The sequence below is a fragment of the Pedococcus sp. P2_D7 genome (assembly GCF_056404295.1).
In genome coordinates this window covers 554079-576454 of record NZ_JBFUEH010000004.1, presented here as the reverse complement: position 1 = coordinate 576454, position 22376 = coordinate 554079, and the positions used below count along the sequence as shown (strand labels likewise).

Genomic DNA, 22376 nt, shown 5'->3' with positions numbered 1-22376 from the left:
GCCGGCTACTCGTCCTCCTCCTCGTCGGCGGGGAGGAGGCCCTCCTGGTGCGCCCGGGCGACGATCTTGCGGACGTTGGTGATCGACCCGGCACCCTCGTCGAGCAGCTCGTTGCGGCGGGCGGCCCACGCGACGCCGAGGTCCTGGCGGACCTGCTCCGACACGTCCTCACGGGCCGGGTTGAGGATCGTCTGCTCCTCCTCACCGATGTGGTGGTTGAGGGCCTTGGCGAGCGCCTCGACCGCGTGGTCGAACTTCTGGGTGTCGGTGCCCTTGCACTCCAGGAGCGCGAGCAGGGCCTCGTTGCCCTCGGCGTGCTCCTCCTCGCCGTGCTCGGCCTCGTGGGCGGTGATGGCGCGCTTGCTCTTCAGCTGGCTGTAGACCTTCTCCTCCTCGGCCTCGCCGTGGGCGATGAGCACGCTGGACAGCGTCTCGCGCGCGGTCTCGCGGTCGGCCGTGGCATCGCGCAGGTCTCGCAGGAGGGCCTCGAACAGGCGGTGGTCGTCGAGGATCAGCTCGACGACGTCGCCGTCGATGGGGCGGGGGATCTCGTAGGTCGTCATGCCCATACCCTCTCCCACCTGCGCTGATGTCACATCTCGGGGCTCGGTGAGACGGCTGGTCCCACCCATCGGACGCCCGTTTTGGTGTCCCTGCGCTGGGTGCGACACGGTGGAGGGGTCCTGACCTCGACGCCTGACTCATTGGCACAGAAGGAGAGCCCCCATGCTCACCCTGACCGAGAACGCCAGCACGATCGTGAAGACCCTCGTCGACCAGAACCTCAGCACCGAGGACGCTGGTCTGCGGTTCAGCCAGGAGGGCGTCGACTCCGGCGGCCTGACCGTCACCACCGCCGAGCAGGCGCTGCCCGGTGACGCCGTCGTCGAGCAGGACGGCGCGAAGGTCTACCTCGACGAGACCGCCGCCGTCGCCCTGGGCGACCAGGTGCTCGACGCCGCGGTGGACGAGACGGGCGGGGTGCAGTTCAGCCTCCTGCCCACCTCCCCCGCGGTCTGACCGACCCGGAACACTGACAGAGCCCGACCGCGGTGCGGTCGGGCTCTGTCGCGTCGTGCGTCGTTGCGTCGTGCGTCGTTGCGTCGTGCGTCGTTGCGTCGTGCGTCGTTGCGTCGTCCGTCGTCCGTCGTCCGTCGTCCGTCGTCAGGCGTCAGGCGACGACATCAGGGGTGCGTGGCCCAGCGAACCAGATCTTCGTCTCGCCGTAACGGCGCTCGCCCTCGCGCTCCAGGGCCTCGGGCCAGGCCGGCTCCGGTGAGCGGGCCGAACGCTCGACGACCACGAGCGCGTCGGGAGCGAGCCAACCACCCGTCGTCAGCGCCGTGAGGTCGGCGGTGAGCGCCTCCTCGCTGAGCTCGTACGGCGGGTCGAGGAAGACCAGGGTCTGCGGCGCTGAGGGCGGCGTCGCCAGCACGCGCTGCACGGTGGCGTGCCGCACCGTGGCTCCCGGTATGCCGAGGGTGTCGGCGTTCTGTCGGGTCACCTTGGCGGCGGCCTTGTCCGACTCCACGAGCAGCACGGTCGCGGCTCCTCGGCTGGCCGCCTCGAGACCGAGAGCCCCTGAACCGGCATACAGGTCAACGACTCTCGCGCCGAGGAGCACCTCGAGGTGCTCGAGGCGCGAGAACAGCGCCTCCCGGACGCGGTCGCTCGTGGGCCGGGTGCCGGAGCCGGCCGGGGTGGCGAGCCGCATGCCTCCGGCGCGGCCGCTGATGATGCGCGTCACGGCGGCAAGGTAGCAGTGGCGTGGGTCAGGGTGCGTGCACCGTCGGGTCGTCGCGGAGCACGTCGAGCAGCAGCGCGATCACGGCGTCCGGGCGCTCGAGGGCAGGCAGGTGTCCGGCCCAGTCGAGCTCGACCGTCTCCGCGCCCGGGATCTGCTCGCCCAACAGCGCGGCCACCTCAACGAAGTGGTCGAGGTCGTGGGCTCCCGACACCACGACCGTGGGCACGGCGATGGTCGTGGGATCCACGTCGACCCGGCGCGGTTCGGGGCCGGGGTCGGCCTCGTCGGCAGCGAGCTGCACGTCGAAGGCCCGCTTCTGCATCAGCGTCAGGAGGGCCCGCGCCGCTGCATCGCCCTCGGGGCCGAGGAACGTGTCGACGTTGAGCGCCACCGCTCCGTCGACGTCCCCGGCCTCGAGCAGCCGGCCCTCCTCGGCGCCGAACGCCTTCACCAGCTCGGTCGGCTCCAGCCCCCGATAGGCGGTGCACATGAGGACCAGGGAGGACACCCTGGCCGGGTGCAGCGTGGTCAGCTCCATCGCCACACGCCCGCCGAACGACGACCCCACGACTGCGGCATCGACGACCCCGAGCGAGTCGAGCAAGGCGTCCACGTCGTCGGCGTCCGCGTACGGCCCGGGCGGCTGCGGGGTCTGGCCGAAGCCCCGCAGGTCGGGCCTGATCACCCGGAACGCGTGGGTCAGGGCCGGCGTGACGGCGTCCCACATCCTGCGGTCGGCCACCCCCGCGTGCAGCAGCACGACCGCGGGACCAGAACCTTGATCGTCATGCGAGAGCAGCATCCGTCGAGCGTATTGCGCCGCGGGCCACCCGCGCCCCTCTTTAAGGCGGCGTCGGCGCGGTGCTACGACACTGCTCGCTCTGGGCGAGCAGTGTCGTAGCACTAGCCACGGTCGAGGAAGGCTGCCTGCTCGGCGTCGACCCGCTCCGCGACGGCCTTCGCCAGCTCGGGGTGATCCGTGAGCTCTGGGTCGGCCGCGACCAGCTCGGCGGCGTCCTCCCGCGCCTGGAGGATGACCTCCTCGTCGCGCACCAGCGAGAGGAACCGGAAGCTTCCCCGACCCATCGCCCGTCCGGACCGGCCGCCCCCGCTCTGCCGGCCGCTGAGGACGTCACCGGTGCCACGCAGCTCGAGGTCGAGGCGGGCCAGCTCGAAGCCGTCGTTGGTGGCCGCCACGGCCTCGAGGCGCTCGACCGACGCCTCCGCCTCGGACGACGTCATGAGCAGGCAGAGCCCGGGGTGGACACCACGCCCGACGCGCCCGCGCAGCTGGTGGAGCTGAGAGACGCCGAACCGGTCGGCGTCCACCACGACCATGACCGTGGCGTTGGGGACATCGACCCCGACCTCGATGACGGTCGTCGAGACCAGGACGTCGATGCGACCCGCGGTGAATGCGCTCATCACGGCGTCCTTGTCCTCGGGGGCCATCCGGCCGTGCAGGACCGCGATCGAGAGCCCCTCGAGCGCGGGGTTGGCACGCAAGGTCGCCTCCACGGCATACACGCTCGCCATCTCGCGCGGCGGTGCGGCGACCTCGCGCTCGTCGCCGTCGTCGTCCCCGGGGGCGACGACGTCGGAGATCTCCTCCTCGTCAGCCGTCCCCGCCGCGGAGCCGGCGGCCTGGGAGTCGCCGTCGCCGATCCGCGGGCAGACGACGTACGCCTGTCGGCCCGAGCGCACCTCTTCCGCGACTCGCTCCCAGGTGCGCTGCACCCACGCGCCCCGGTCGGCCGGCACGACGTGCGTCGCGATGGGTGAGCGACCCCGCGGGAGCTCGGCCAGGGTCGAGGTCTCCATGTCGCCGAAGACCGTCATGGTGACGGTGCGCGGGATGGGTGTCGCCGTCATGACAAGCACATGAGGGGGCTGGGATCCCTTCTCCCGCAAGGCATCTCGCTGCTCAACACCGAACCGGTGCTGCTCGTCGACGACGACCAGCGCGAGGTCCTGGAACTGCACCTTCTCCTGGATCAGCGCGTGCGTCCCGATGACGATGCCGGCATCGCCGCTGGCTGCCTGCAGGAGGTTGTCGCGGCGTGCCGCCGTGGCCTGGCTGCCGGTCAGCAGTGCGACCCGCGTGCCGATGGCGCTGCCCCCGAGCAGGCCTCCCTCGGCGAGGTCGCCCAGCATCTGCGTGATCGACCGGTGGTGTTGCGCCGCCAGGACCTCGGTGGGTGCCAGGAGGGCCGCCTGGCCACCGGAGTCGACCGCCGCGAGCATGGCCCGCAGTGCGATGATCGTCTTGCCCGACCCGACCTCGCCCTGGAGCAGGCGGTTCATCGGCACGTCCTTGGCGAGCTCCTCGGCCAGGGTGGCACCGACCGCCTTCTGCCCGTCGGTCAGCTCGAACGGCAGTCGGGCGTCGAACGCCGCGAGCAGCCCTCCCTCCCGCGGAGTGCGCGCGACCGTGCGGTCAGCAGCCTGCCGTGCCCGCCGTTGGGCGAGGAGGGTCTGGAAGACCAGCGCCTCCTCGTAGCGCAGCCGCTGCCTGGCCCGCTGCACCTCGGGGAAGGCCCTGGGGACGTGGATGCCGCGCAGTGCCTCGAGCCGCCCGGGCAGCCCGTGCCGCCTGCGGAGGGCGGCAGGCAGCGGCTCGGGCACGTCCTCGAGGTGGTCGAAGACGATCCGCACGCACTCGGCGACGGTCCAGTTCTGCAGTCCCTTGACCTGGAGGTAGACGGGGATCGGACCCCGGTCGGTGGCAGCGACGCCGAGGTCGCCCTCGACCAGCTGGTAGGCGGGGTGGGTGAGCTGCCACCTCCGGCCGTACATGCCGACCTCACCCGCGAAGACCGCGCGGACACCCGGGACGAGGGCGTCCTTGTGCCCCCACGCCTTGAAGAACGCGATGTCGACCTCGTTGCGGCCGTCGGTGATGGTCACGTTGAGCATCTCGCCGCGTCGCTTCTGCATGCGCCGCGTCACGGCGGTCTTGACCTCGGCAACGGCCACGACGTACTTCCCGACGTGCAGGTCGGACAGGTCGGAGGTGTGCTCGAGGTAGCGACGCGGCCAGAACTCGAGGAGGTCGCCGACCGTCACGAGGTCACGGTGCTTGGCGAGGTTGCCTGCGGTCCGCACGCCGAGCAGCTTGTCCAGCTTGGTGCGCTCGTCGACCACGCCTACTCGACCCCGAGCAGCAGTGGGTAGTGCGGCTGGCCCCCGTCGATGACGCTGACCTCGACGTCGCGGTGTCCCCGCTCGATCCGCGCCCCCAGGGCCTCGGCAAGGCCCTCGGGCGCGTCGGCACCGGCGATCACGGTGACGAGCTCGCCGCCGCTGCTCAGCAGCCGCACCACCACCTCGACGGCGACGTCCTCGAGGTCGGACCCCACGATGACGACGTCACCGGCCACGGCACCCAGCACGTCGCCGGCCTCGCAGGGGCCGGCGCTCGTGAGGGCCTGCTTGCTGGCGACGGCCACAGCCCCGTGACGGGTGGCCGCGGCGGCGTGCGACATCTGCGCGGCGTTGCGGGAGCCGGAGGCCGTCGCGTCGAAGACGGCGAGCGCCGCCAGTCCCTGCACTGCGGTCCGTGAGCGGACCACGTGGAGGGTGAGGCCCTCCTGCTCGGCGGCGCTGGCTGCCGCCTCGGCCGCCATCACCGTGTCGCCGTCGTTGGGGAGGACGACGACCTCGCGGGCATGCGCCGCGCGGGCGGCGTCGAGGAGCTGGCCCGCCGAAGCACGATGTCCGGGTCCGCTGGACACGACGACTGCACCCGCCTCCTCGAACACCGCGGCCAGCCCCGGACCTGCCGCACACGCCACGACGGCCACCGTGGCCGCCGGCGTCGCCCGACCGATCTGACCCTGGCCACCACCGTGAACGGCACGACCACCCCCAACATCAAAATGGGTGACCCGCACGCGGTAGGGGCGACCGGCGTCGATCCCCGCCTCCACGGCCGCACCCACGTCGTCGACGTGGACGTGGACGTTCCACAGGTCGGGCCCCCCGACCACCAGCAGCGAGTCGCCGAGCCCGTCGAGGGTCGACGTGAGGGTGGCCACCCGCTCCTCGTCGGTGTCGCGCAGCAGGTACATCACCTCGTATGCCGGCCCGCCAAGGACGAAGTCGCCCTCCCCGGTGGGCGCTCCCCCGGTGGCGCCGATCGGCTCGACCACCCCGCCGACCTGGCTCCAGTCCTCGCGGCGGCGCATCGAGTCGTCCGCGAACACCTCCATGCGCTCACCCACGTGCGTGCCGTCCTGGTGCACCACCCGTGCGAGCGCCTCGAGCAGCAGGAGGTAGCCCGCCGCGCCCGCGTCGACCACGCCGGCTCGCTCCAGCGCCGGGAGCTGGGCGGTGGTGGCCCGCAGTGCCTCGGTCGCGGCGTCGAGGGCATCCTCGGCCACCGCCACGAGCCCGCGGTCGACTGCGGCCGCGCCAGCAGCGGCAGCCGCCCGAGCCACGGTCAGGATCGTGCCCTCGGCGGGGTGGGTGACGCTCGCGTAGGCCCGCTGGCTGGCGCGTTCGAGGCCGTCGGCGATGGTGTCGGCGCCGGCCCGGTCCTGCCCCGACTCGGCGATCGCCTCGGCGAACCCGCGCACGAGCTGGCTGAGGATGACCCCGGAGTTCCCCCGCGCGGTCAGCAGCAGCGAGCGGGCCAGCGCCGAGCACTCCTGCTCCAGGGTGGCCGCCCCGAGGATGCCGGCCTTCTCGTGCTCGGTGCGGACCGAGTCGAGGGCGGCGTCGAGACTGAGGTAGAGGTTGGTGCCGGTGTCGCCGTCCGGGACGGGGTAGACGTTGAGCGCGTCGATCTCGGCCCGCCGGGCGGCGAAGGCGGCGCGAGTGAGCACGGCCCATCGCCTCGCGTCCACGGCGGTGAGGGCTTCGAGCACGGTGGCAGGCTAGCCGCAGACTCCGTCAGCGGCCCCGTTTTGGCCGTTGCGCCACACCTCGGCTACGCTTGACCGGTTCCCGTGGACCTCTGCGTCGCTGGCCTGTGCCCGCGCGAGGAGACTCCACGGACCACCCCATTCTTGTACCAATCGATTTCAGGAGAACACCCGTGGCTGCCAACTGCGATGTCTGCGGCAAGGGACCGGGCTTCGGTCACAACATTTCGCACTCGCACCGCCGCACCAAGCGTCGCTGGAACCCCAACATCCAGCGCGTCAAGGCGCTGGTGGGCGACGCGGGCGTGACCCCGAAGCGTCTCAACGTCTGCACCTCGTGCCTCAAGGCCGGCAAGGTCAAGCGCTGACCCTGCCCCTGCGGCATACCGAAACAAGCCGATCTCCGACCGGGAGGTCGGCTTCTTTCATGCCCCCTAGCCCCTGAAGTATCGATTTCCTGCTACGCCCGGAAGTATCGATTTTCCTGCTACGCCCGGAAGTATCGATTTTCCTGCTACGCCCGGAAGTGATCCCAGCCGCGCGGCTGCTGGACGGCTCCGTCGAAGGTGACGCCGTCGCCGGCCTCCACGACGCCGATGGTGCGCCAGCCGTCGGGGACAGACCCCGGGAAGGTCGCGAGCAGGCTGTGCTCCTCACCCCCGGCGAGCACGCACTCCCACGCGGCGTCGCCGACGACGGGCTCGAGGGCCGCGTAGTCGTCGAGGAGGCCCGTCGGGGACAGCGCGAGGCGCACGCCGCTCGCCTCGGCGACGCGGTGACCGTCGCGCAGCAGCCCGTCAGACAGGTCGATCATCGCGGTGGCGCCGGCGCGGGCAGCCTCTGGTCCGGCCGCCAGCGGCGCAACCGGACGCAGGTGGTGAGCCAGGCACGAGCGAGGTATGCCGTCCGCGACGGTCAGCGGGTCGGCGCCACCCTGGAGCAACGCCAGACCGGCCGCTGAGCGGCCGAGGGTGCCGTTGACGGCCACGACGTGCCCGGGGCGAGCGCCGCTGCGCAGCACCGGCTGGCGGTCGCCGAGGTCGCCCAGTGCGGTCACCGACACCATCAGGACACCGGTCGGGGCCGAGGACAGGTCGCCGCCGGCGACGACGACTCCGGCCGCGGAGGCCCGCTCCCCCAGCACCCGGGCGAACTCCACCGCCCAGCCGAGCGGCGTGGCAGGCTCCGCCACCAGCGACACGAGGATCGCGGTCGACGTCGCGCCCATGGCGGCGACGTCGGCGAGGTTCTGCGTGAGGACCTTGGTCGCCACGTCGCCCGGCGTCGACCACTCGTCGAGCCAGTCACGGCCCCGCACCATCGAGTCGGTCGTGGCCACGGTCGCGGGGCCGGTGCGCAGGACTGCTGCATCGTCGCCGGGCCCGACCGACAGTGCTGCCGACGGAGGGAAGAACGGAAAGATCTCGCGCAGGAGCTCGGACTCGGAGACGTCAGCCAGGGTGCGGGCGGACGTGACCATGACTTGACCTCCTCGTGACGGGTCGGGGGAGACGGGCGGGACACGGGCACGGTAGCGTCTGGCGTGGCCGAGGTGCGCCCCGGCCGCGTGGTTCTCCGGGACTCATGGTCTCGGCAGGACCGCACTCGTCCGTCAAGAACATCCGTTCTGCTCAACAGCTGAACCTTTGAACAGCTGAGCCTTTCAACAGCGGAACCCTTTAACAGAACTGTGAGGTGCCACGTGGTGGTCCAGGCCTACATCCTGATCCAGACCGAAGTCGGCAAGGCGGCGTCCGTTGCCGAGGCCATTGCCGGTATTGCCGGTGTGGTCCTGGCCGAGGACGTCACTGGTCCCTACGACGTGATCGCCCGCGTCGAGGCCAACACCGTCGACGAGCTGGGCAAGCTCGTCATCGCCAAGATCCAGGACGTGCCGGGGATCACCCGCACCCTGACTTGCACCGTCGTCCACGTCTGAGCGTTCGACCGACGTGCGTCGCGCTGCCCGCCTGAGGGCTGCGCGCCCAGTCCGCACCACGACCACCGGCCTCCTCGTCCTCGGGGTGGCCGGTGGTCTGCTGTCTGCGTGCTCCGGCCTCGTCGAGGTCTTTCCCCCGCAGCACACGGCGGAGTGCGAGCCCGCCACCGCACAGTGGCCGGCCGAGGTCGGGGGTCGGGAGGGACGGGGCGTCGACGCCAACGGCGGCGTGAAGGGTGACGCGGCTGCCTGGGGCGACCCGGCCATCATCGCCACCTGCGGCTGGCCCGCGCTCGGCCCCACCGACCAGGAGTGCCTCGACGTCGACGGCATCTACTGGGTCGTCGAGCCGCTCAGTGACGGGGTGCGGTTCACGACCTACGGACGAGAGCCGGCGATCGAGGTCCTGGTCCCCCACGCCTACGCACCCGAGCCGCTGCTGCTCCCCGCGTTCGGCCCGGCCGCGAAGGCGTTGCCCACCAACGGCCGCAACTGCGACTGATCCCCGACCTCGCCCGCCCCGGCGGCGAGGACGCGGCGCAGCCCGATGAACACCACCACGACGAGGATCGCCCACAACACTCCGCCGGCGATGACCTCGATCGGCCTGAACGGCTGGCCGTTGGCAACGCCGCTCCAGTCGAGGCCGTGGTTCCAGTCGGCATACACGGCGAAGAGGAACAGCCCGCCGAGGATGTTGTAGACGAGCGCGATCCTGGCCCGGAGGACCAGCGTGGCCGCGGCGGCCCAGGCAAGGTACTGCACGCCGAAGGCCGGTGAGAGGACGAGGAACGCGATGAGGCTGAGGGCAACGCACTCCATGGCGGCCCGCGGCCTGGTCCAGACCAGCACGGCCGGCACGAGCGCACAGCCGAGCAGGATCGCGTAACGCCCCGGCCCGATCAACCAGGCCGACATCGTGGGGAGACTGACCGCATCCAGCATCTTCACCAGCCCCCATGGGCGGTCACCAACCCCCGCGTATCCGAGCACGTTGGTCCGCACGCCGTCCCACTCGGACACGAGGGCTGGCCCCCAGAGGAGTGCGATGGTGGCGACGAAGCCGGCAGCCGCGCCAAGCAGGAGGCGAAGCTCCCGACGTCCCAGGAGCCACGCCGCCAGAGTCGGCAGCGCCACGATCGGGGCGAGCTTCACGCTGATGGCGAGCGCCAGGGCGATGCCCCCGAGCACCGCCATCCGCCGGTCGACCAGGACGAAGGCGCCCAGCCAGAGCAACGTCATCATCAGGGGGTCGGTGTTGCCGTGGTAACCGGACACCAGGAGGAGGATGGGACTGGCCGCGAGGGCGATCCCTGCGACCGTCGCCGCTGCCACCGACTTGCGTCGCCGGATGATCTCGAACAGGACCAGCGCACCCACGACATCGCTGATCGCGGTCGTCGCCCGCAGGGAGAACTGCAGGGGCACGCCGATGCGCTCCAAGGCGGCGAGGGCCTCGAGCAGGTACCCGACCAGCGGCGGATGGTTGTACTGCGTGACGTCGCGGGTGGAGAAGTCGATGGCGTACACCCCCACCGGCCCCTGCTCACGCACCCCGTCGGCGAACGCCTTCCAGGCACCCATGTCCTGGGTCCCGCCCGTGCTGGCCGCGAGCGCGAGCTTGGCGACCAAGGCGAGGAGCGCCGCCACCACCACGGCTCGCCGGCCCGTGGCGGGCGCCAGGGCTGCACGGCTGCCGGGTGGATGCGTCACGGAGGGAGCGTAGGCCCCAACCGGGTTGCACCTGCGTCAATCCCGGGTCGATCGAAGCCGAACGGATGACTCCGCAACGGGCCAGAACCCTCGGACGCGGTGAGCGACGACCCGACCTCGGCTAGTGGGCGGGGACGAGGGTGGCCTCCTGGAGCAGGCTCCACACGTACTCGGCCCATCTGGCCTGGCCACTCAGGTCGAGATGGTTGAGGTCGTCGCTGTAGTCGGATCGACGGATGCTCCAGCCCCGGCCGGTCTGGTCGGTGCTGCAGCGGTCGGTGCGCGAACAGGCCTTCGTCAGCTGGGTCTTGAATCCTGCGATCGCGGCTTCGAGCCGTCTGAGCTCCGTGGGGACGACGTTGCCTTCCGGGTCGAGGAAGGCGCACGGACCCGTGCCCCCGACGCGTGCCCGCTCCGATCGTGAGTACACCGCGGCATCGCGACTGGGTGTGCTGATCTGGGTGGTGATGAAGAATCGGCTGCCGGGCATCTTCGTGGACAGGTCTTCGAGGACCTTCCCGATGGCCTCGCCGTACGCAGCGAAGTCGCCCTGGGTGGCCGGACACGCGATGTCCGCGTCAAGGGTCGCGATGAGGACCAGCTCAGGCTGTGGGTCCTGCGCGATCAGCCCCTCAGCCTGCCCGGCAAGCGACTCGACGTCGGCGCCCCCCGTGCCGAAGTTGACGGCGTGGCCCGCAATCGCAGGGTGTGCGTGCAGGAGGCGACGGTAGATGCTGTTCACCTCAGGATTGCTGCCGGTGGCCCACGAGTTGGCCTTGACCTCCTGGCCGCCCGGCTGGGTGCCTTCGCCCGTCACTGCCGAGTGGCCGATCACCGCGACGGAGTCCGGGTAACCCGTGTACGGAGACGCGGGCTTCGTGGCTGTGGCGGCCCTGCTGGTTGGGTTCGTCGGACTCTCCTCACCAGCGCAACCGGTGCCGAGGAGGACCAAGCAGAGGGCCGAACCGACCCAGACGCGTCTCGAGCATTGACCTGCCACCGTGTTCATCGCGGCCCTCCTCACGGTCACCGTCGTGGACAAGCGTCGGCTCCGCCCTCAGGTCATCGACATGGAGTCGTTTCCGGGGACCATCAGACCGGGGACCGCGTCCGGCGCCACGAGGACCAGCACTCCCAGCACCAACAGGATGAGGGCCGTGCCGTACGTGGCTGTTCGCCCCCACGGCAGCAGCTTCTCCACCGCGATGAAGCCTGCGACGACTGCCATCCAGACCACGCTCGTGACTCCCAGCGCGAACAGGGACGCCATCAGGGCCCAGCAGCACCCGACGCACCATGCGCCGTTGGTGGCGCCCATGCAGAGGGCGCCCGACCAGCCGCCGCGCCATGACCCGAGCAGGGTGCCGAGCGGGCTCCGGCACTTGCCGAGACAGACGTTCTTGAGCGGGGTCAGCTCGTAGCCGGCAGCCAAGACCAACACGGCTCCGGCGATGGGGCGCCCGGCGCGGTCCCACGACAGCCCCCCTCCCGCCAGCCGGCTCACCGCTCCCCCGACCAGGAAGGCGACGACGCCGGCGCCAGCCCAGGTCACGAGGTAACCGCCAGTGAAGACCAATGGCCTCAGGCGCGACCTTCCGCTCATCTTGGCGTAGAGGGCGATCGTCGGCGCGACCGACGGGAACATCATCGCGGCCATCATCACGACCCACACGCTGAGGAACCAGCCGAACGTGCCGAGGGCCGTCCACGGTCCGTTGTCCATGCCGCGCATGAGCTCGACCGTCCACCACCACGCGACGCCGGCGAGGGCGAAGAGCAGCACCACCAGCCCCCAGTGCGCGCGGCTGGCCACGAGCGCAGGACGTGGACCGCCGCGGGCTGGTGGAGCCGCCGACGTGATGTCGGTCATCGTCTCAGGCGGTCCACGCGAAGTCCGACTTCGACAGCCCGGTCTTCCCTTCGTACTCGATGCCGAAGGCGCTGATCCGCGACCGCTTGGCCTCGGCCATGGTGAGGTCCGAGCCGACCGGGTGGAACATGCCGGAGAACTTGATCGGCTCCCCCGACTCCACCCCGAACGGCACGATGTCCTCGATCTCGAAGTCGATGGCGTCGCCGATGCGGACGCTGTGTCGCAGACCATCGTCCTCGACGACGATCGTGGCGCGTTCGACGCCCAACATCTCGCCGATCAGCGGCGCGAGACCCGCCATGGGCCCACCCAGCTGGCCACCGAAGACCTGCACGAGCTGGTCGAACTGCGCGTCGGTCGCGCTGTCGTCGACGAAGACGCCCACGCGCCAGTTGCCCTCGGTCATCACCTTGGGGGTGTCGGCGATCAGCGCGACCTTGCATCCCGAGATGTCGGTGCCATCGACGGCTCCCTCGCGGATGTTGAACACGAGCGTCACGCGACAGAAGTCGTAGGTGGCTCCGTGATCGAGAGACAGGTTGCACGGGCACATGAGCTCGCACGAACACGTCTCGACATAGCTTCCAGCCAGATTCCAGGACATCGGTCCTCCCATTGCCCCTCACCAAGGAGTCTCCCGCTGCGTGCCCCGGGCGTCAACGGCCACGAACCTCGTTGGAGGCATTGAATATCCGGCAAGTTCCGGCCTTCCGGACAAACGGGTTCCTGAGTGCGGGACGGGTTACCTGACCAGGTCCGCACTGGCCATGACTGGGAACCTGCAGCTGGCTCGACGAGACTGAAAGAGTCCGATCGACAACGCTTGCGGCTTGAGAGGAGAAGGTCATGCCCGACTTCACGTGGCTGCCGGCCAACCAGGCGACGAGCGATGACGTCCAGGCGGTGTTCGGCTCAGGGGGCGCGAGCAAGTGCCGTTGCCAGGCGATGAAGGTGCCAGGGTGGATCTGGCGCGACACCACGCAGGAGCAGAGGAATGCCGCCCTGCTGGAACAGACCGCGTGCGGCACCACCGGACCGACGTCCGGGCTGATCGGGTACGTCGACGGCGAGGCAGCCAGCTGGGTCGCCGTCGAGCCGCGAGAGAACTACCCCAGGCTGTGGAGCCGAAAGCAGCCGTGGATGCGGATGGACCCCGAGCTCGGGGGCGTGTGGTCGGTCACCTGTTTCGTCGTTCGCAAGGGCTGGCGCCAGTCGGGGCTCACCTACGAGCTCGCCGCAGCCACCGTCGAGTACGGCGAGCAGGTCGGCGCCCGCATCCTGGAGGGCTACCCGATCGAGCCACCACCGGGCAAGACCGTGATCTGGGACGAGGCGTCGGTCGGGCTGGTGCAGATATTCCTCGAGGCCGGTTACGAGGTCGTGGCCTCGCCCACCCTGCGTCGGCGGGTGGTGCGTCGACGACTGGAGAAGGCCCCTGACCTCCACTCGCGGGGTGCAGCGGCGGAGTGCGGTCATGACGCGGCTCGTGGAGCTCTGACCCCTCAGTCGCGGGGGCTGGGGGTCACCTCGCGCACCATCACGCAGTTGCCCAGACCCTTGGGCCGGTCGTAGGTGAAGCCCTCCCGCTCGTACATCGTCCGGGTCCCGTTGTAGAGGAACGACGAGTTCTTCTTCCGCACCCCGCCGGTGTCGTGCGGGTATCCCTCGACCACGCCTCCGCCGGCCTGCGCGATGAGCTCGACGGCTCCCCGCAGTGCGACCGACGCCAGGCCCTTGCCACGATGGACCTTCTCGACCTGGATGCAGGTGACCCGGTAGTCGGGCAGCCGCTCGGCCGTGGCGAGGTACTCCTTGCGGTGGTGGATGCCGGGCAGCTCCTCCGGTGTGCCGTACTCCGCCCAGGCGATGGCGAGGTCGCCGTCGTAGACCAGGGCGGCGTGCGCGATCCCCTCGTCCACGCGGCGCTTCTTGAACGCCCGGTTGTCCTCGATGGTGCTGTCCGGATCACGGTCCTCGGGGTGGAACCACGTGCACCAGCAGTTGGCGAACATGCCCTTGTTCCGCTCGACGAGAGCGGCGAAGTCGTCGAACGTCGCCGGCGTGAGCGCCTTGGTCGTGAAGTCAGACATGCCGGCAAAATACCCCCGATTGCGGACGTTCGGCGTCCGGTCGCTCCTCGCTGCCACAGCGGCCCGGCCCGACGGCGCACCGATCACTCTTGCCCCTGATCGGAGTCCGGAGGACTGTTGTCGGTGACGGTGGCGCCGTCGGGGTGCTGCCCCGAACAGAGGAGTTTCGTCGTGTATGCACGCACCACAACCGTCCAGGCAGACCCCTCCAAGATCGACGCCGGCATCGCCTCCGTCCGTGACGACGTGACCCCTGTCATCACCGGAATGGATGGCTGTGTCGGGATGTCGCTGCTCGCGGACCGCGGGTCCAGCCGTTGCATCGCCACGTCGTCCTGGGAGTCAGAGGCTTCGATGCGGGACAGCGCCGACAAGGTGCGCCCGCTGCGCGATGCGGCGGAGCAGGCCTTCGGCGCCAGCCGCAGCACCGTCGAGACCTGGGAAGTCGCTGTCGTCCACCGCGACCACGCCATGCCGGACGGCGCCTGCGCTCGCGTCACCTGGCTGAGCGGGATGGCTGACCACGCCGACCGCGCCGCCGACGTCTTCAGGATGGCCGTTCTCCCCAAGGCCCAGGAGCTCGAAGGCTTCTGCAGCGGCAGCCTGCTCATCAGCCGCGAGACCGGTCGTGCAGTGGGCACCATCACCTTCGAGCGCCGCGAGCACCTCGATGCCAGCCGCGAGGCTGCTGCCCGCATCCGCGAGGCCGCCAGCAGGGACCTCGGCGCAACCGTCGACGACGTCATGGAGATGGAGGTAGTGCTCGCTCACCTCCACCTTCCCGAGATGGCGTGACCTTCCGAGATGGCGTGACCCTTCCCGAGATGGCGTGACATCGCAGGCAACCGTCCCGGTCCACGGCAGGAGCGTCTTCGTCCCGCACCGTAGCGAGACTCGTTGGTCAGTGCCTGATCCCGCGCTCACTCCCCGAGTGAGCGCGGGGCAGGCAGTGGGCCGGGTGTGCCTCGGCGCGGCCGACTCACGTCGGCCGCCACGTTCCTCAGCGCAGGCCGACGGGCCGGGTGAGGGCGAGCTGGATCAGCTCGTCGATCAGCTGGGGGTAGGGCAGCCCGGTCGCCTCCCACATCTGGGGGTACATCGAGTGCGGGGTGAAGCCGGGCATGGTGTTGATCTCGTTGATGACCACGTCTCCGGTGTCCGTGTAGAAGCAGTCGACCCGAGCCAGCCCCTCACAGCCGAGCGCCTCGAAGGCCGCCCCGGCCAGCCGCTGCACCTCGGCCGAGATCGAGTCAGGCACTTTGGCGGGACAGGACAGGACCGCTCCGTCGTCGAGGTACTTGGCCTCGAAGTCGTAGAACTCGTGTCCACCCTCGGCCGTCACCTCGATCTCGCCGACGTGCGAGACGCGGGGTGCATCGGTGCCGCGGCCCTGGAGGACGGCGCACTCGATCTCGCGACCGACGATGCCCTGCTCCACGATGACCTTGCGGTCGTGCTCGCGGGCAAACTCGATCGCCGCCTCGAGCGCCTCGGGAGACGACACGCGCGAGATCCCCATGCTCGAGCCGGCCCGTGACGGCTTGACGAACACCGGGTAGTCGAGCGCGCCGACGGGGTCCATCGCGGCCGCCTTGTCGCGCCGCCACTGGGAGTCGGTGATCACGACATACGGACCGACCGGGAGTCCGGCCCCGGCGAACAGGACCTTCATGTAGTGCTTGTCCATGCCGGCAGCCGACGCGAAGACCCCTGACCCCACGTAGCGGATGTCGGCCATCTCGAACATGCCCTGGATGGTGCCGTCCTCGCCGAAAGGCCCGTGCAGCAACGGAAACACGACGTCGACCTCCCCGAGCGACTCGGGGATCTGCTGCGGCTCGAGCGTCGTGAGCGTGCGGTCGGTGGTGGCCAGCGGCACCACCACGGCAGCCCCTCCGGGGGCGACCTCGGGGGTGCTGTCGGACGTCAGCTCGAGCGAGCGCGGGTCGCCGTCGGCGAGCACCCAGTGGCCGTCACGCGAGATCCCGATCGGGATCACGTCGTAGGCCTCGCGGTCGATGGCCCGCATCACCCCTGCTGCGGTGGCGCACGACACGGCGTGCTCCGAGGAGCGGCCGCCGAACACGATGGCGACGCGAGGCTTGGAGGGCGCGGGCTGGTCAGTGCTCATCGCCGCCGAGCGTATCCCGCCCATCCGTCGGGCACCTCGCACGGCACGCACGGCGCCCGCCTACGCTGGCGACGTGAGTCACGAGCACCTGTCCCCCGCCTCCCGCGTCGTCGCCCTCGGGCGCCAGCCCCGTATGCCGGGTGCCGGAGTGAACGCGCCCCTCGAGTTCACCTCGACCTACCTCGCCGACGGCCCGGTCAACTACGCGCGGGGGGGCAACCCCACCTGGACGGCGTTCGAGGAGGCGCTCGGCGGTCTCGAGGGCGGCGACGCCCAGGTCTTCTCATCGGGGATGGCCGCCGTGTCGGCAGCCCTCACACTGGCGCCGCACGGCGGCGCGGTCGTGGTCCCGTCGCACGCCTACAACGGCACCACGGCCCTGCTCGACCAGCTCGCGTCCACGGGCGCGGTGGTCGTTCGTCGCGTCGACCCGACCGACCAGCAGCAGGTCCGCGAGGCGGTGCAGGGGGCGGCGATGCTCTGGATCGAGTCGCCCACCAACCCGATGCTCGAGGTCTCCGACATCCGCGCCCTTGCGGTCATGGCGCGCGAAGCCGGGGCGCTGACGGTGTGCGACAACACCTTCGCCACGCCCTTGGTCCAGCAGCCCCTCAGCGACGGCGTCGACGTGGTGCTGCACTCCGTGACCAAGTACCTCTCCGGCCACTCCGACGTCATCCTCGGCGCCCTCGTCACCGCGTCGACCGACTCCGGTCGCGAGCTCGCCGGACGGTTGGCCACCGCCCGCCTGCTCCACGGTGCCATCGCGGGGCCGATGGAGACGTGGCTGGCGCTGCGCGGGCTGCGCACCCTGCACCTGCGCATCGAGCGCGCCACCGCCAACGCCCGGGAGCTCGCCGAGCGCCTGGCGGCCCACCCTGCCGTGCAGACGACTCGCTACCCCGGCTTCGGGGCCGTCATCGCGATCGAGGTCCCTGGAGGAGCGGAGGCCGCCGAGCGCGTCGCCTCGGCCACCGAGCTCTGGACGCACTCGACGAGCCTCGGTGGGGTCGAGTCACAGATCGAACGACGACGCCGCCACCCCGCGGAGCCCGCCACCGTCCCGGAAGCCCTGCTGCGCCTGTCGGTCGGCATCGAGGACGTGGAGGACCTCTGGCACGATCTCGACCGCGCCCTCAGGGACGGCACGGACCCCACCTGACGTCTCAGCTGCAGTCCGCAGACGGCCACGTCGTGGCGGTCCTGCAACGGTGGTCGTCTGCACAACGCTCGCTGCTGCAGCAGTCCCTAGGAGAGCCGCTTCCACTGGCCCTCGCTCACGACCTCCACCGTGCCGGTGGCCACCTTGATCGCCGTCTGGTCGTCGATGGCGTAGGACGGACCGGCGATGTCGGCGGCCCACGGCTCGGCCTCGGCCAGGGTGTTGCCCGGGAAGACGTCCAGGTGCGGGAAGATCGAGAAGTCGACGACCCCGAGCGTCCGGTCGTCGGGCGCGGACGGCCACTCCACGAAGTAGTCACCGATCCGGGGAGTCATCACCATGCTGCCGGCGCTCACGCCCACCCAGACCAGCTCGGGCAGAGACGGCAGGAGGTCGGCCAGGCCCGACTGCCGCATCCAGTGACACAGGTAGGTCGCATCGCCGCCGTCCACCAGCAGGACGTCGGCCTCGCGGACCCACGGGACCCAGCGCTCCTCGCCGATGCTGGGCAGGGCGGTGAGCTCGAGGACGCCCAGTGACTTCCACCCCAACGTCGACAGGCCGCCCCACGGCGGCAGACCGCTGACGAAGCCACGCACGGAGGTCGGGCCGCACATCGGGTGGCCCCACTGTGCCGTGGGGATGCAGAGGGCAGCGGAGTCGGCGATCGGCTTGCCCAACAGGTCGACCAGCGCAGCGCGGATGCTCGGGTTCGTGACGCCCCCCGACGTGAGAAGCAGCTTCACCTCGCCCCCTCCGGCCTACTTCGCCTCGTTCTTCAGCGCACGTCCCATGAGCGCGCCGACGACGTCTTCCGCCCGCCGACCGTCGTGCACCACCGCCGCGACCTGCTCGATGATCGGCACGTCCACCCCGTGGTCGTGCGCGAGCTGCAGGATCGACTCGCAGGACTTCACGCCCTCGGCCGTCTGCTTGGTCACCGCCACGACCTCCTCCACATCCATCCCGCGACCGAGGTTGAGCCCGAAGGTGCGGTTGCGCGAGAGCGGCGACATGCAGGTGGCGATGAGGTCGCCGACCCCGGCCAGTCCCGAGAACGTCACCGGGTCGGCTCCCAGCGCCATGCCCAGGCGCGACGTCTCGGCGAGACCACGGGTGATGATCGACGCCTTGGAGTTGTCGCCCATGCCCAGGCCCTCGGCCATGCCCACCGCGAGCGCGATGACGTTCTTCACCGCCCCGCTCAGCTCCGCGCCGACGACGTCGGTCGTGGTGTACGGGCGGAAGTAGGGCGGGTTCGAGGCCTCGGCGACCATGCCTGCAACGGCCTCGTCGATGCAGGCGACCACGCTGGCGGCCGGCTGCTTGAGGGCGATCTCCTTGGCCAGGTTGGGCCCGGAGACGACGACGATGCGACGTGGCTCGACGCCCCCCGCCTCCGCGATCACCTCGCTCATCCGCTTCGTGGTGCCGAGCTCGACGCCCTTCATCAGCGACACGATCGCGGCGTTGCGGGGCAGCACCCCGCCCCAGTCCGCGAGGTTGGCCCGCAACGTCTGCGAGGGCACGGCGAGGACGATGATGTCGGCGCCCTCGGCCGCCTCGGCCGGGTCGGTGGTGGCCGAGATGCCTGCCGGCAGCGGTATGCCGGGCAGGTAGTCCTCGTTGCTCCCCGCGTTGATCTGGTCCACCACCGCCTGTCGGCGTCCCCACATGCGCACGGTCGTGCCGCTGTCAGCCAGCACCGCGGCATACGCCGTGCCCCAGCTGCCCGTCCCGAACACCGCAGCCGTCGTCATGCGCCTTCTCCTTGCGTGCGGTGGAAGTTACCGGTCTCGGGCAGTCCGTGCTTGCGGGAGTCGAACCTCTCGGTCGGCGCCTTGGCGCCACGGATCGCCTCGAGCTCGGCCGTGATGGCTGCCATGATGCGGTCGGTCGCCTGACGGAGCAGGGCTCCGGTGACGGGCTGGTCGTAGAGGTCGCTGAGGTCGACGGGCGGCCCGGCGCTGACGCGCATCGTCTTGCGGGGGAAGAGCCGCAGCCGCTTGCCGTAGGGCGCGAGCAGCTCCTGCGGTCCCCACTGGGCCACGGGCACGACCGGGCATCGGGTCGCCAGCGCGATCCGCGCCGCTCCGGTCTTGCCGACCATCGGCCAGATGTCGGGGTCACGCGTCAGGGTGCCCTCGGGGTAGACCGCAACGCACTTGCCGCTCTCGACCGCGGCGACGGCCGCGCGGAACGCATCGGCTGCGTGCCCGGTGTTGCGGTAGACCGGGATCTGTTCGGCACCGCGCAGGATCGCGCCCACGACGGGGACGCGGAAGACGCCCTCCTTGCCGAGGAAGAAGGGCGGGTGGTCGTTGTCGACGAGGAAGTGCGCGAAGGCCAGCGGGTCGACATAGGACAGGTGGTTGGGCGCCACGACGAACCCGCCGGAGGTCGGCAGGTTTTCCACGCCTCTCCAGTCGCGCTTGGTGACCACCATCAGCACGGGACGCAGGATCGCCACCACGAACCGGTAGGCGAAGGGCAGAGCTCGTGCGCCGCGGGCGGTCACGTGTCCTCCATATCGACGGGAGCGTGTGAGTGAGCATCCTCGCTGCTCCCGGGGTCGGTGTCGAGCAAGCGCGCCAGCACTGCGACGATCGTCTCGATGACCTCTCGCGTCGACTGGCACCTCGTCGTCCCCGTCAAGGGCGGGGCGACCGCGAAGTCGCGCCTGCACCCTCCGGCCGGGGTCGGACGCGAGGATCTCGCCCTCGCCCTGGCGACCGACTGCCTCACCGCCTGCTGCGCCGGTATGCCGCCGGGCCGGGTCCTCGTCGTGACCTCCGACGACCGGGTGCGAGGGGTCGCCCGCGCGCTCGGCGCGGTGGTCGTGGGGGACCCAGGCGGGGGCCTCGACGCCGCCGTCCGGGCCGGCCGCGACGCAGCCCTCGCGAGGTCTGCGCATGCCCCCGTGGGGGTCCTGCTCGGCGACCTGCCGTCGCTGCTCGCGGCCGACCTGGTGGCCGCGCTCGCCGCCGCCGCCGAGCACCCCCGCGCGGTGGTCCCGGACGCATCGGGCGCCGGCACGGTCCTGCTGACGGCGCTCGACGGTGACTCCCTCGTCCCGTCGTTCGGCGTCGGCTCGGCCGCCAGGCACGAGGCCGCGGGGCACCATCGGCTCTCGCTCGACCTCCCCCGGCTGCGCACCGACGTCGACGACGACCGGGCCCTGCGGGCCGCCCGCGCGCTCGGGGTCGGGGCCGCCACCGCGAGCGTGCTCGGCGCGTGGCCGGATACGCTGCCGCCCATGCAGGCGAGCGTGCACACCTTCGACGAGTCGACCGGCGCCGGCTCGGCCCTGCTCGACGACGGGCGCGAGGTCAGGTTCAGCCCAGCGGTGTTCGCGACCAGCGCGCTGCGCCACCTGCGGGTCGGCCAGCGCCTCAGCATCGACCTCGGCGAGGGCACGACGATCGAGCGATTGTGGATCGTCGGGATCGGCGACGACCAGACGATCGGCTGACGGTCGCGGACGACGCCGTGGGGCGGAACGCGCTGACGCCTGTGAGGCGGGCTCAGCCGACCTCGTAGTCGGCCCCGAGGCCGTCGAGCTTCTCGGAGAACCGCTCGTAGCCCCGGTAGATCAGCTCGATGCCGTGCACCTTGGACTGGCCCTCGGCGGCCAGTGCGGCGATCAGGTAGCTGAAGCCGCCCCGCAGGTCTGGGACGGTGATCTCGGCACCCTTGAGGGGCGTCGGACCGGAGATGACCGCACTGTGCTGGAAGTTGGCGCGACCGAACCGACACGGTGACCCACCGAGGCACTCGCGGTAGATCTGGATGTGGGCCCCCATCTCCCCCAGCGCCTCGGTGAAGCCGAGCCGGTTCTCGTAGACCGTCTCGTGGACGATGGACAGGCCGGTGGTCTGGGTCAGGGCCACCACGAGCGGCTGCTGCCAGTCGGTCATGAAGCCGGGGTGCACGTCGGTCTCGAGCACCAGGGAGTTGAGCGGCTTGCCCGCGTGCCAGAAGCGGATGCCCTCGTCATCGATGTCGAAGTCACCGCCGATCTTCCGGAAGACGTTGAGGAACGGCATCATCGCCAGCTGCTGAGCGCCCCGGACGTAGATGTCGCCCCTGGTCGCCAACGCGGCACAGGCCCACGAGCCGGCCTCGATCCGGTCGGGGATCGCGAGGTGGTCGTAGCCACCGAGTCGGTCGACGCCCTCGATCTTGATGACCCGGTCGGTCTCGACGCTGATGATCGCCCCCATCTTCTGGAGCACGGCGATGAGGTCGAGGATCTCCGGCTCGACGGCGGCGTTGCGCAGCTCGGTGACGCCCTGGGCGCGCACGGCGGTCAGGAGCACCTGCTCCGTGGCACCGACGCTCGGGTAGGGAAGCTTGATCCGGGTGCCACGCAGGCCGTCGGGCGCGGTCAGGCGCAACCCCTCGGGGCGCTTCTGGACGTCGGCGCCGAACTGGCGCAGGACGTCGAGGTGGTAGTTGATCGGGCGCTCACCGATGCGGCACCCACCGAGGTCGGGGATGAAGGCCTCGCCGAGGCGGTGCAGCAGGGGGCCGCAGAGCAGCACAGGCACGCGCGAGGAGCCGGCGTGGGCGTCGATGTCGGCCACGTGCGCCTGCTCGACGTTGGTCGGGTCGAGCAGCAGCTCGCCGTCCCGGTCGGTGGAGTCGATCTTGACGCCGTGGAGCTCGAGCAGCCCCGACACGATCTTCACGTCGGAGATCTCGGGGACCCCCCGGAGCCGACATGGCCCCTCCGCGAGCAACGCGGCGACCATCGCCTTGGAGACCAGGTTCTTGGCACCCCGGACCTCGAGGTCGCCGACCAGCGGTACGCCGCCATTCACGGTGAGGATGTCTGCCATGGCCCAAGCATCCCA

General features: G+C 70.8%; 24 protein-coding genes. 8 read left to right on the top strand and 16 right to left on the bottom strand.

The window, feature by feature from the left end; all coding sequences use genetic code 11:
- Positions 1-5: 5 nt before the first annotated feature.
- Positions 6-563: a hemerythrin domain-containing protein gene (locus AC1DWJ_RS11940; protein WP_457253369.1), complete on the bottom strand. Its 558-nt coding sequence runs from the start codon at positions 561-563 to the stop codon at positions 6-8.
- Between the two features lie 163 nt (positions 564-726).
- On the opposite strand from AC1DWJ_RS11940, the gene AC1DWJ_RS11935 reads away from it, so the two are divergent.
- Entirely contained in the window at positions 727-1020 is a 294-nt protein-coding gene (locus AC1DWJ_RS11935) for a hypothetical protein (protein WP_457253370.1), read from the top strand.
- 151 nt (positions 1021-1171) lie between these two features.
- On the opposite strand, the gene rsmD is transcribed toward AC1DWJ_RS11935, so the two are convergent.
- From rsmD to AC1DWJ_RS11915, 4 genes are all read right to left on the bottom strand, one after another.
- Positions 1172-1747: a 16S rRNA (guanine(966)-N(2))-methyltransferase RsmD gene (gene rsmD / locus AC1DWJ_RS11930; protein WP_457253371.1), complete on the bottom strand. Its 576-nt coding sequence runs from the start codon at positions 1745-1747 to the stop codon at positions 1172-1174.
- A gap of 25 nt (positions 1748-1772) precedes the next feature.
- The gene (locus AC1DWJ_RS11925; RefSeq protein WP_457253373.1) at positions 1773-2549 is read right to left on the bottom strand and encodes an alpha/beta fold hydrolase; all 777 of its coding nucleotides are present in this window, start codon (positions 2547-2549) and stop codon (positions 1773-1775) included.
- Positions 2550-2650: 101 nt separating this feature from the next.
- On the bottom strand, positions 2651-4891 hold the full coding sequence (locus AC1DWJ_RS11920) for an ATP-dependent DNA helicase RecG (protein WP_477620874.1): 2241 nt from the start codon (positions 4889-4891) through the stop codon (positions 2651-2653).
- 2 nt (positions 4892-4893) lie between these two features.
- Positions 4894-6615 carry a DAK2 domain-containing protein gene (locus AC1DWJ_RS11915; RefSeq protein WP_477620873.1) on the bottom strand — a complete coding sequence of 574 codons (1722 nt, stop codon included), beginning with the start codon at positions 6613-6615 and terminating at the stop codon, positions 4894-4896.
- A gap of 170 nt (positions 6616-6785) precedes the next feature.
- Between AC1DWJ_RS11915 and rpmB the strand changes: the two genes are divergently transcribed.
- A complete protein-coding gene (gene rpmB / locus AC1DWJ_RS11910) occupies positions 6786-6980 on the top strand; it encodes a 50S ribosomal protein L28 (RefSeq protein ID WP_056922510.1) in 195 nt (64 codons plus the stop codon).
- A 146-nt stretch (positions 6981-7126) separates the two neighbouring features.
- Here rpmB and thiL read toward each other — a convergent pair whose 3' ends face one another.
- Positions 7127-8092 (bottom strand): thiamine-phosphate kinase, encoded by a 966-nt coding sequence (gene thiL / locus AC1DWJ_RS11905; RefSeq protein WP_477620872.1) that lies wholly within the window; start codon positions 8090-8092, stop codon positions 7127-7129.
- A 225-nt stretch (positions 8093-8317) separates the two neighbouring features.
- Between thiL and AC1DWJ_RS11900 the strand changes: the two genes are divergently transcribed.
- Entirely contained in the window at positions 8318-8551 is a 234-nt protein-coding gene (locus AC1DWJ_RS11900; protein WP_056884115.1) for an Lrp/AsnC family transcriptional regulator, read from the top strand.
- Between the two features lie 13 nt (positions 8552-8564).
- Positions 8565-9053 (top strand): hypothetical protein, encoded by a 489-nt coding sequence (locus tag AC1DWJ_RS11895; protein ID WP_477620871.1) that lies wholly within the window; start codon positions 8565-8567, stop codon positions 9051-9053.
- On the opposite strand, the gene AC1DWJ_RS11890 is transcribed toward AC1DWJ_RS11895, so the two are convergent.
- The 4 genes from AC1DWJ_RS11890 to AC1DWJ_RS11875 form a co-directional block, all read right to left on the bottom strand.
- Positions 8972-10264 carry a glycosyltransferase family 39 protein gene (locus tag AC1DWJ_RS11890; protein WP_477620870.1) on the bottom strand — a complete coding sequence of 431 codons (1293 nt, stop codon included), beginning with the start codon at positions 10262-10264 and terminating at the stop codon, positions 8972-8974. The two genes, AC1DWJ_RS11895 and AC1DWJ_RS11890, sit on opposite strands and share 82 nt — an antisense overlap.
- 121 nt (positions 10265-10385) lie before the next feature.
- Positions 10386-11099 (bottom strand): SGNH/GDSL hydrolase family protein, encoded by a 714-nt coding sequence (locus AC1DWJ_RS11885; RefSeq protein WP_457253380.1) that lies wholly within the window; start codon positions 11097-11099, stop codon positions 10386-10388.
- Between the two features lie 222 nt (positions 11100-11321).
- A complete protein-coding gene (locus tag AC1DWJ_RS11880) occupies positions 11322-12134 on the bottom strand; it encodes a DUF2182 domain-containing protein (RefSeq protein ID WP_477620869.1) in 813 nt (270 codons plus the stop codon).
- Between the two features lie 4 nt (positions 12135-12138).
- A complete protein-coding gene (locus AC1DWJ_RS11875) occupies positions 12139-12741 on the bottom strand; it encodes a DUF1326 domain-containing protein (protein ID WP_477620868.1) in 603 nt (200 codons plus the stop codon).
- A gap of 242 nt (positions 12742-12983) precedes the next feature.
- Between AC1DWJ_RS11875 and AC1DWJ_RS11870 the strand changes: the two genes are divergently transcribed.
- Entirely contained in the window at positions 12984-13709 is a 726-nt protein-coding gene (locus tag AC1DWJ_RS11870) for a GNAT family N-acetyltransferase (RefSeq protein WP_477620867.1), read from the top strand.
- On the opposite strand, the gene AC1DWJ_RS11865 is transcribed toward AC1DWJ_RS11870, so the two are convergent.
- Complete coding sequence (locus AC1DWJ_RS11865; protein WP_477620866.1) at positions 13640-14227, bottom strand: GNAT family N-acetyltransferase; 588 nt, start codon at positions 14225-14227, stop codon at positions 13640-13642. The two genes, AC1DWJ_RS11870 and AC1DWJ_RS11865, sit on opposite strands and share 70 nt — an antisense overlap.
- Before the next feature lie 171 nt (positions 14228-14398).
- Between AC1DWJ_RS11865 and AC1DWJ_RS11860 the strand changes: the two genes are divergently transcribed.
- Positions 14399-15022, top strand: a complete 624-nt coding sequence (locus AC1DWJ_RS11860) for an antibiotic biosynthesis monooxygenase (RefSeq protein WP_457253388.1) — start codon at positions 14399-14401, stop codon at positions 15020-15022.
- Between the two features lie 205 nt (positions 15023-15227).
- Here the strand turns inward: AC1DWJ_RS11860 and AC1DWJ_RS11855 are convergent, their stop codons facing one another.
- Positions 15228-16358: a D-alanine--D-alanine ligase family protein gene (locus tag AC1DWJ_RS11855; RefSeq protein ID WP_477620865.1), complete on the bottom strand. Its 1131-nt coding sequence runs from the start codon at positions 16356-16358 to the stop codon at positions 15228-15230.
- Between the two features lie 73 nt (positions 16359-16431).
- Here AC1DWJ_RS11855 and AC1DWJ_RS11850 point away from each other — a divergent pair, with 73 nt between their 5' ends.
- Positions 16432-17520: a trans-sulfuration enzyme family protein gene (locus tag AC1DWJ_RS11850; protein ID WP_477620864.1), complete on the top strand. Its 1089-nt coding sequence runs from the start codon at positions 16432-16434 to the stop codon at positions 17518-17520.
- An 86-nt stretch (positions 17521-17606) separates the two neighbouring features.
- Here AC1DWJ_RS11850 and AC1DWJ_RS11845 read toward each other — a convergent pair whose 3' ends face one another.
- Genes AC1DWJ_RS11845 through AC1DWJ_RS11835 form a run of 3 tightly spaced genes read right to left on the bottom strand, consistent with a single transcriptional unit; the run spans position 17607 to position 20038 of the window.
- On the bottom strand, positions 17607-18266 hold the full coding sequence (locus AC1DWJ_RS11845) for a Type 1 glutamine amidotransferase-like domain-containing protein (protein ID WP_477620863.1): 660 nt from the start codon (positions 18264-18266) through the stop codon (positions 17607-17609).
- Positions 18267-18281: 15 nt separating this feature from the next.
- Complete coding sequence (locus tag AC1DWJ_RS11840) at positions 18282-19280, bottom strand: NAD(P)H-dependent glycerol-3-phosphate dehydrogenase (protein WP_457253393.1); 999 nt, start codon at positions 19278-19280, stop codon at positions 18282-18284.
- Positions 19277-20038: a lysophospholipid acyltransferase family protein gene (locus tag AC1DWJ_RS11835; protein ID WP_457253394.1), complete on the bottom strand. Its 762-nt coding sequence runs from the start codon at positions 20036-20038 to the stop codon at positions 19277-19279. The genes AC1DWJ_RS11840 and AC1DWJ_RS11835 overlap by 4 nt, the downstream gene beginning before the upstream one ends.
- Positions 20039-20134: 96 nt before the next feature.
- Here AC1DWJ_RS11835 and cofC point away from each other — a divergent pair, with 96 nt between their 5' ends.
- Positions 20135-20992 (top strand): 2-phospho-L-lactate guanylyltransferase, encoded by an 858-nt coding sequence (cofC, locus tag AC1DWJ_RS11830; protein WP_477620862.1) that lies wholly within the window; start codon positions 20135-20137, stop codon positions 20990-20992.
- 52 nt (positions 20993-21044) lie between these two features.
- Here cofC and murA read toward each other — a convergent pair whose 3' ends face one another.
- Positions 21045-22361 (bottom strand): UDP-N-acetylglucosamine 1-carboxyvinyltransferase, encoded by a 1317-nt coding sequence (gene murA / locus AC1DWJ_RS11825; RefSeq protein ID WP_457253396.1) that lies wholly within the window; start codon positions 22359-22361, stop codon positions 21045-21047.
- Between the last annotated feature and the right edge of the window lie 15 nt (positions 22362-22376).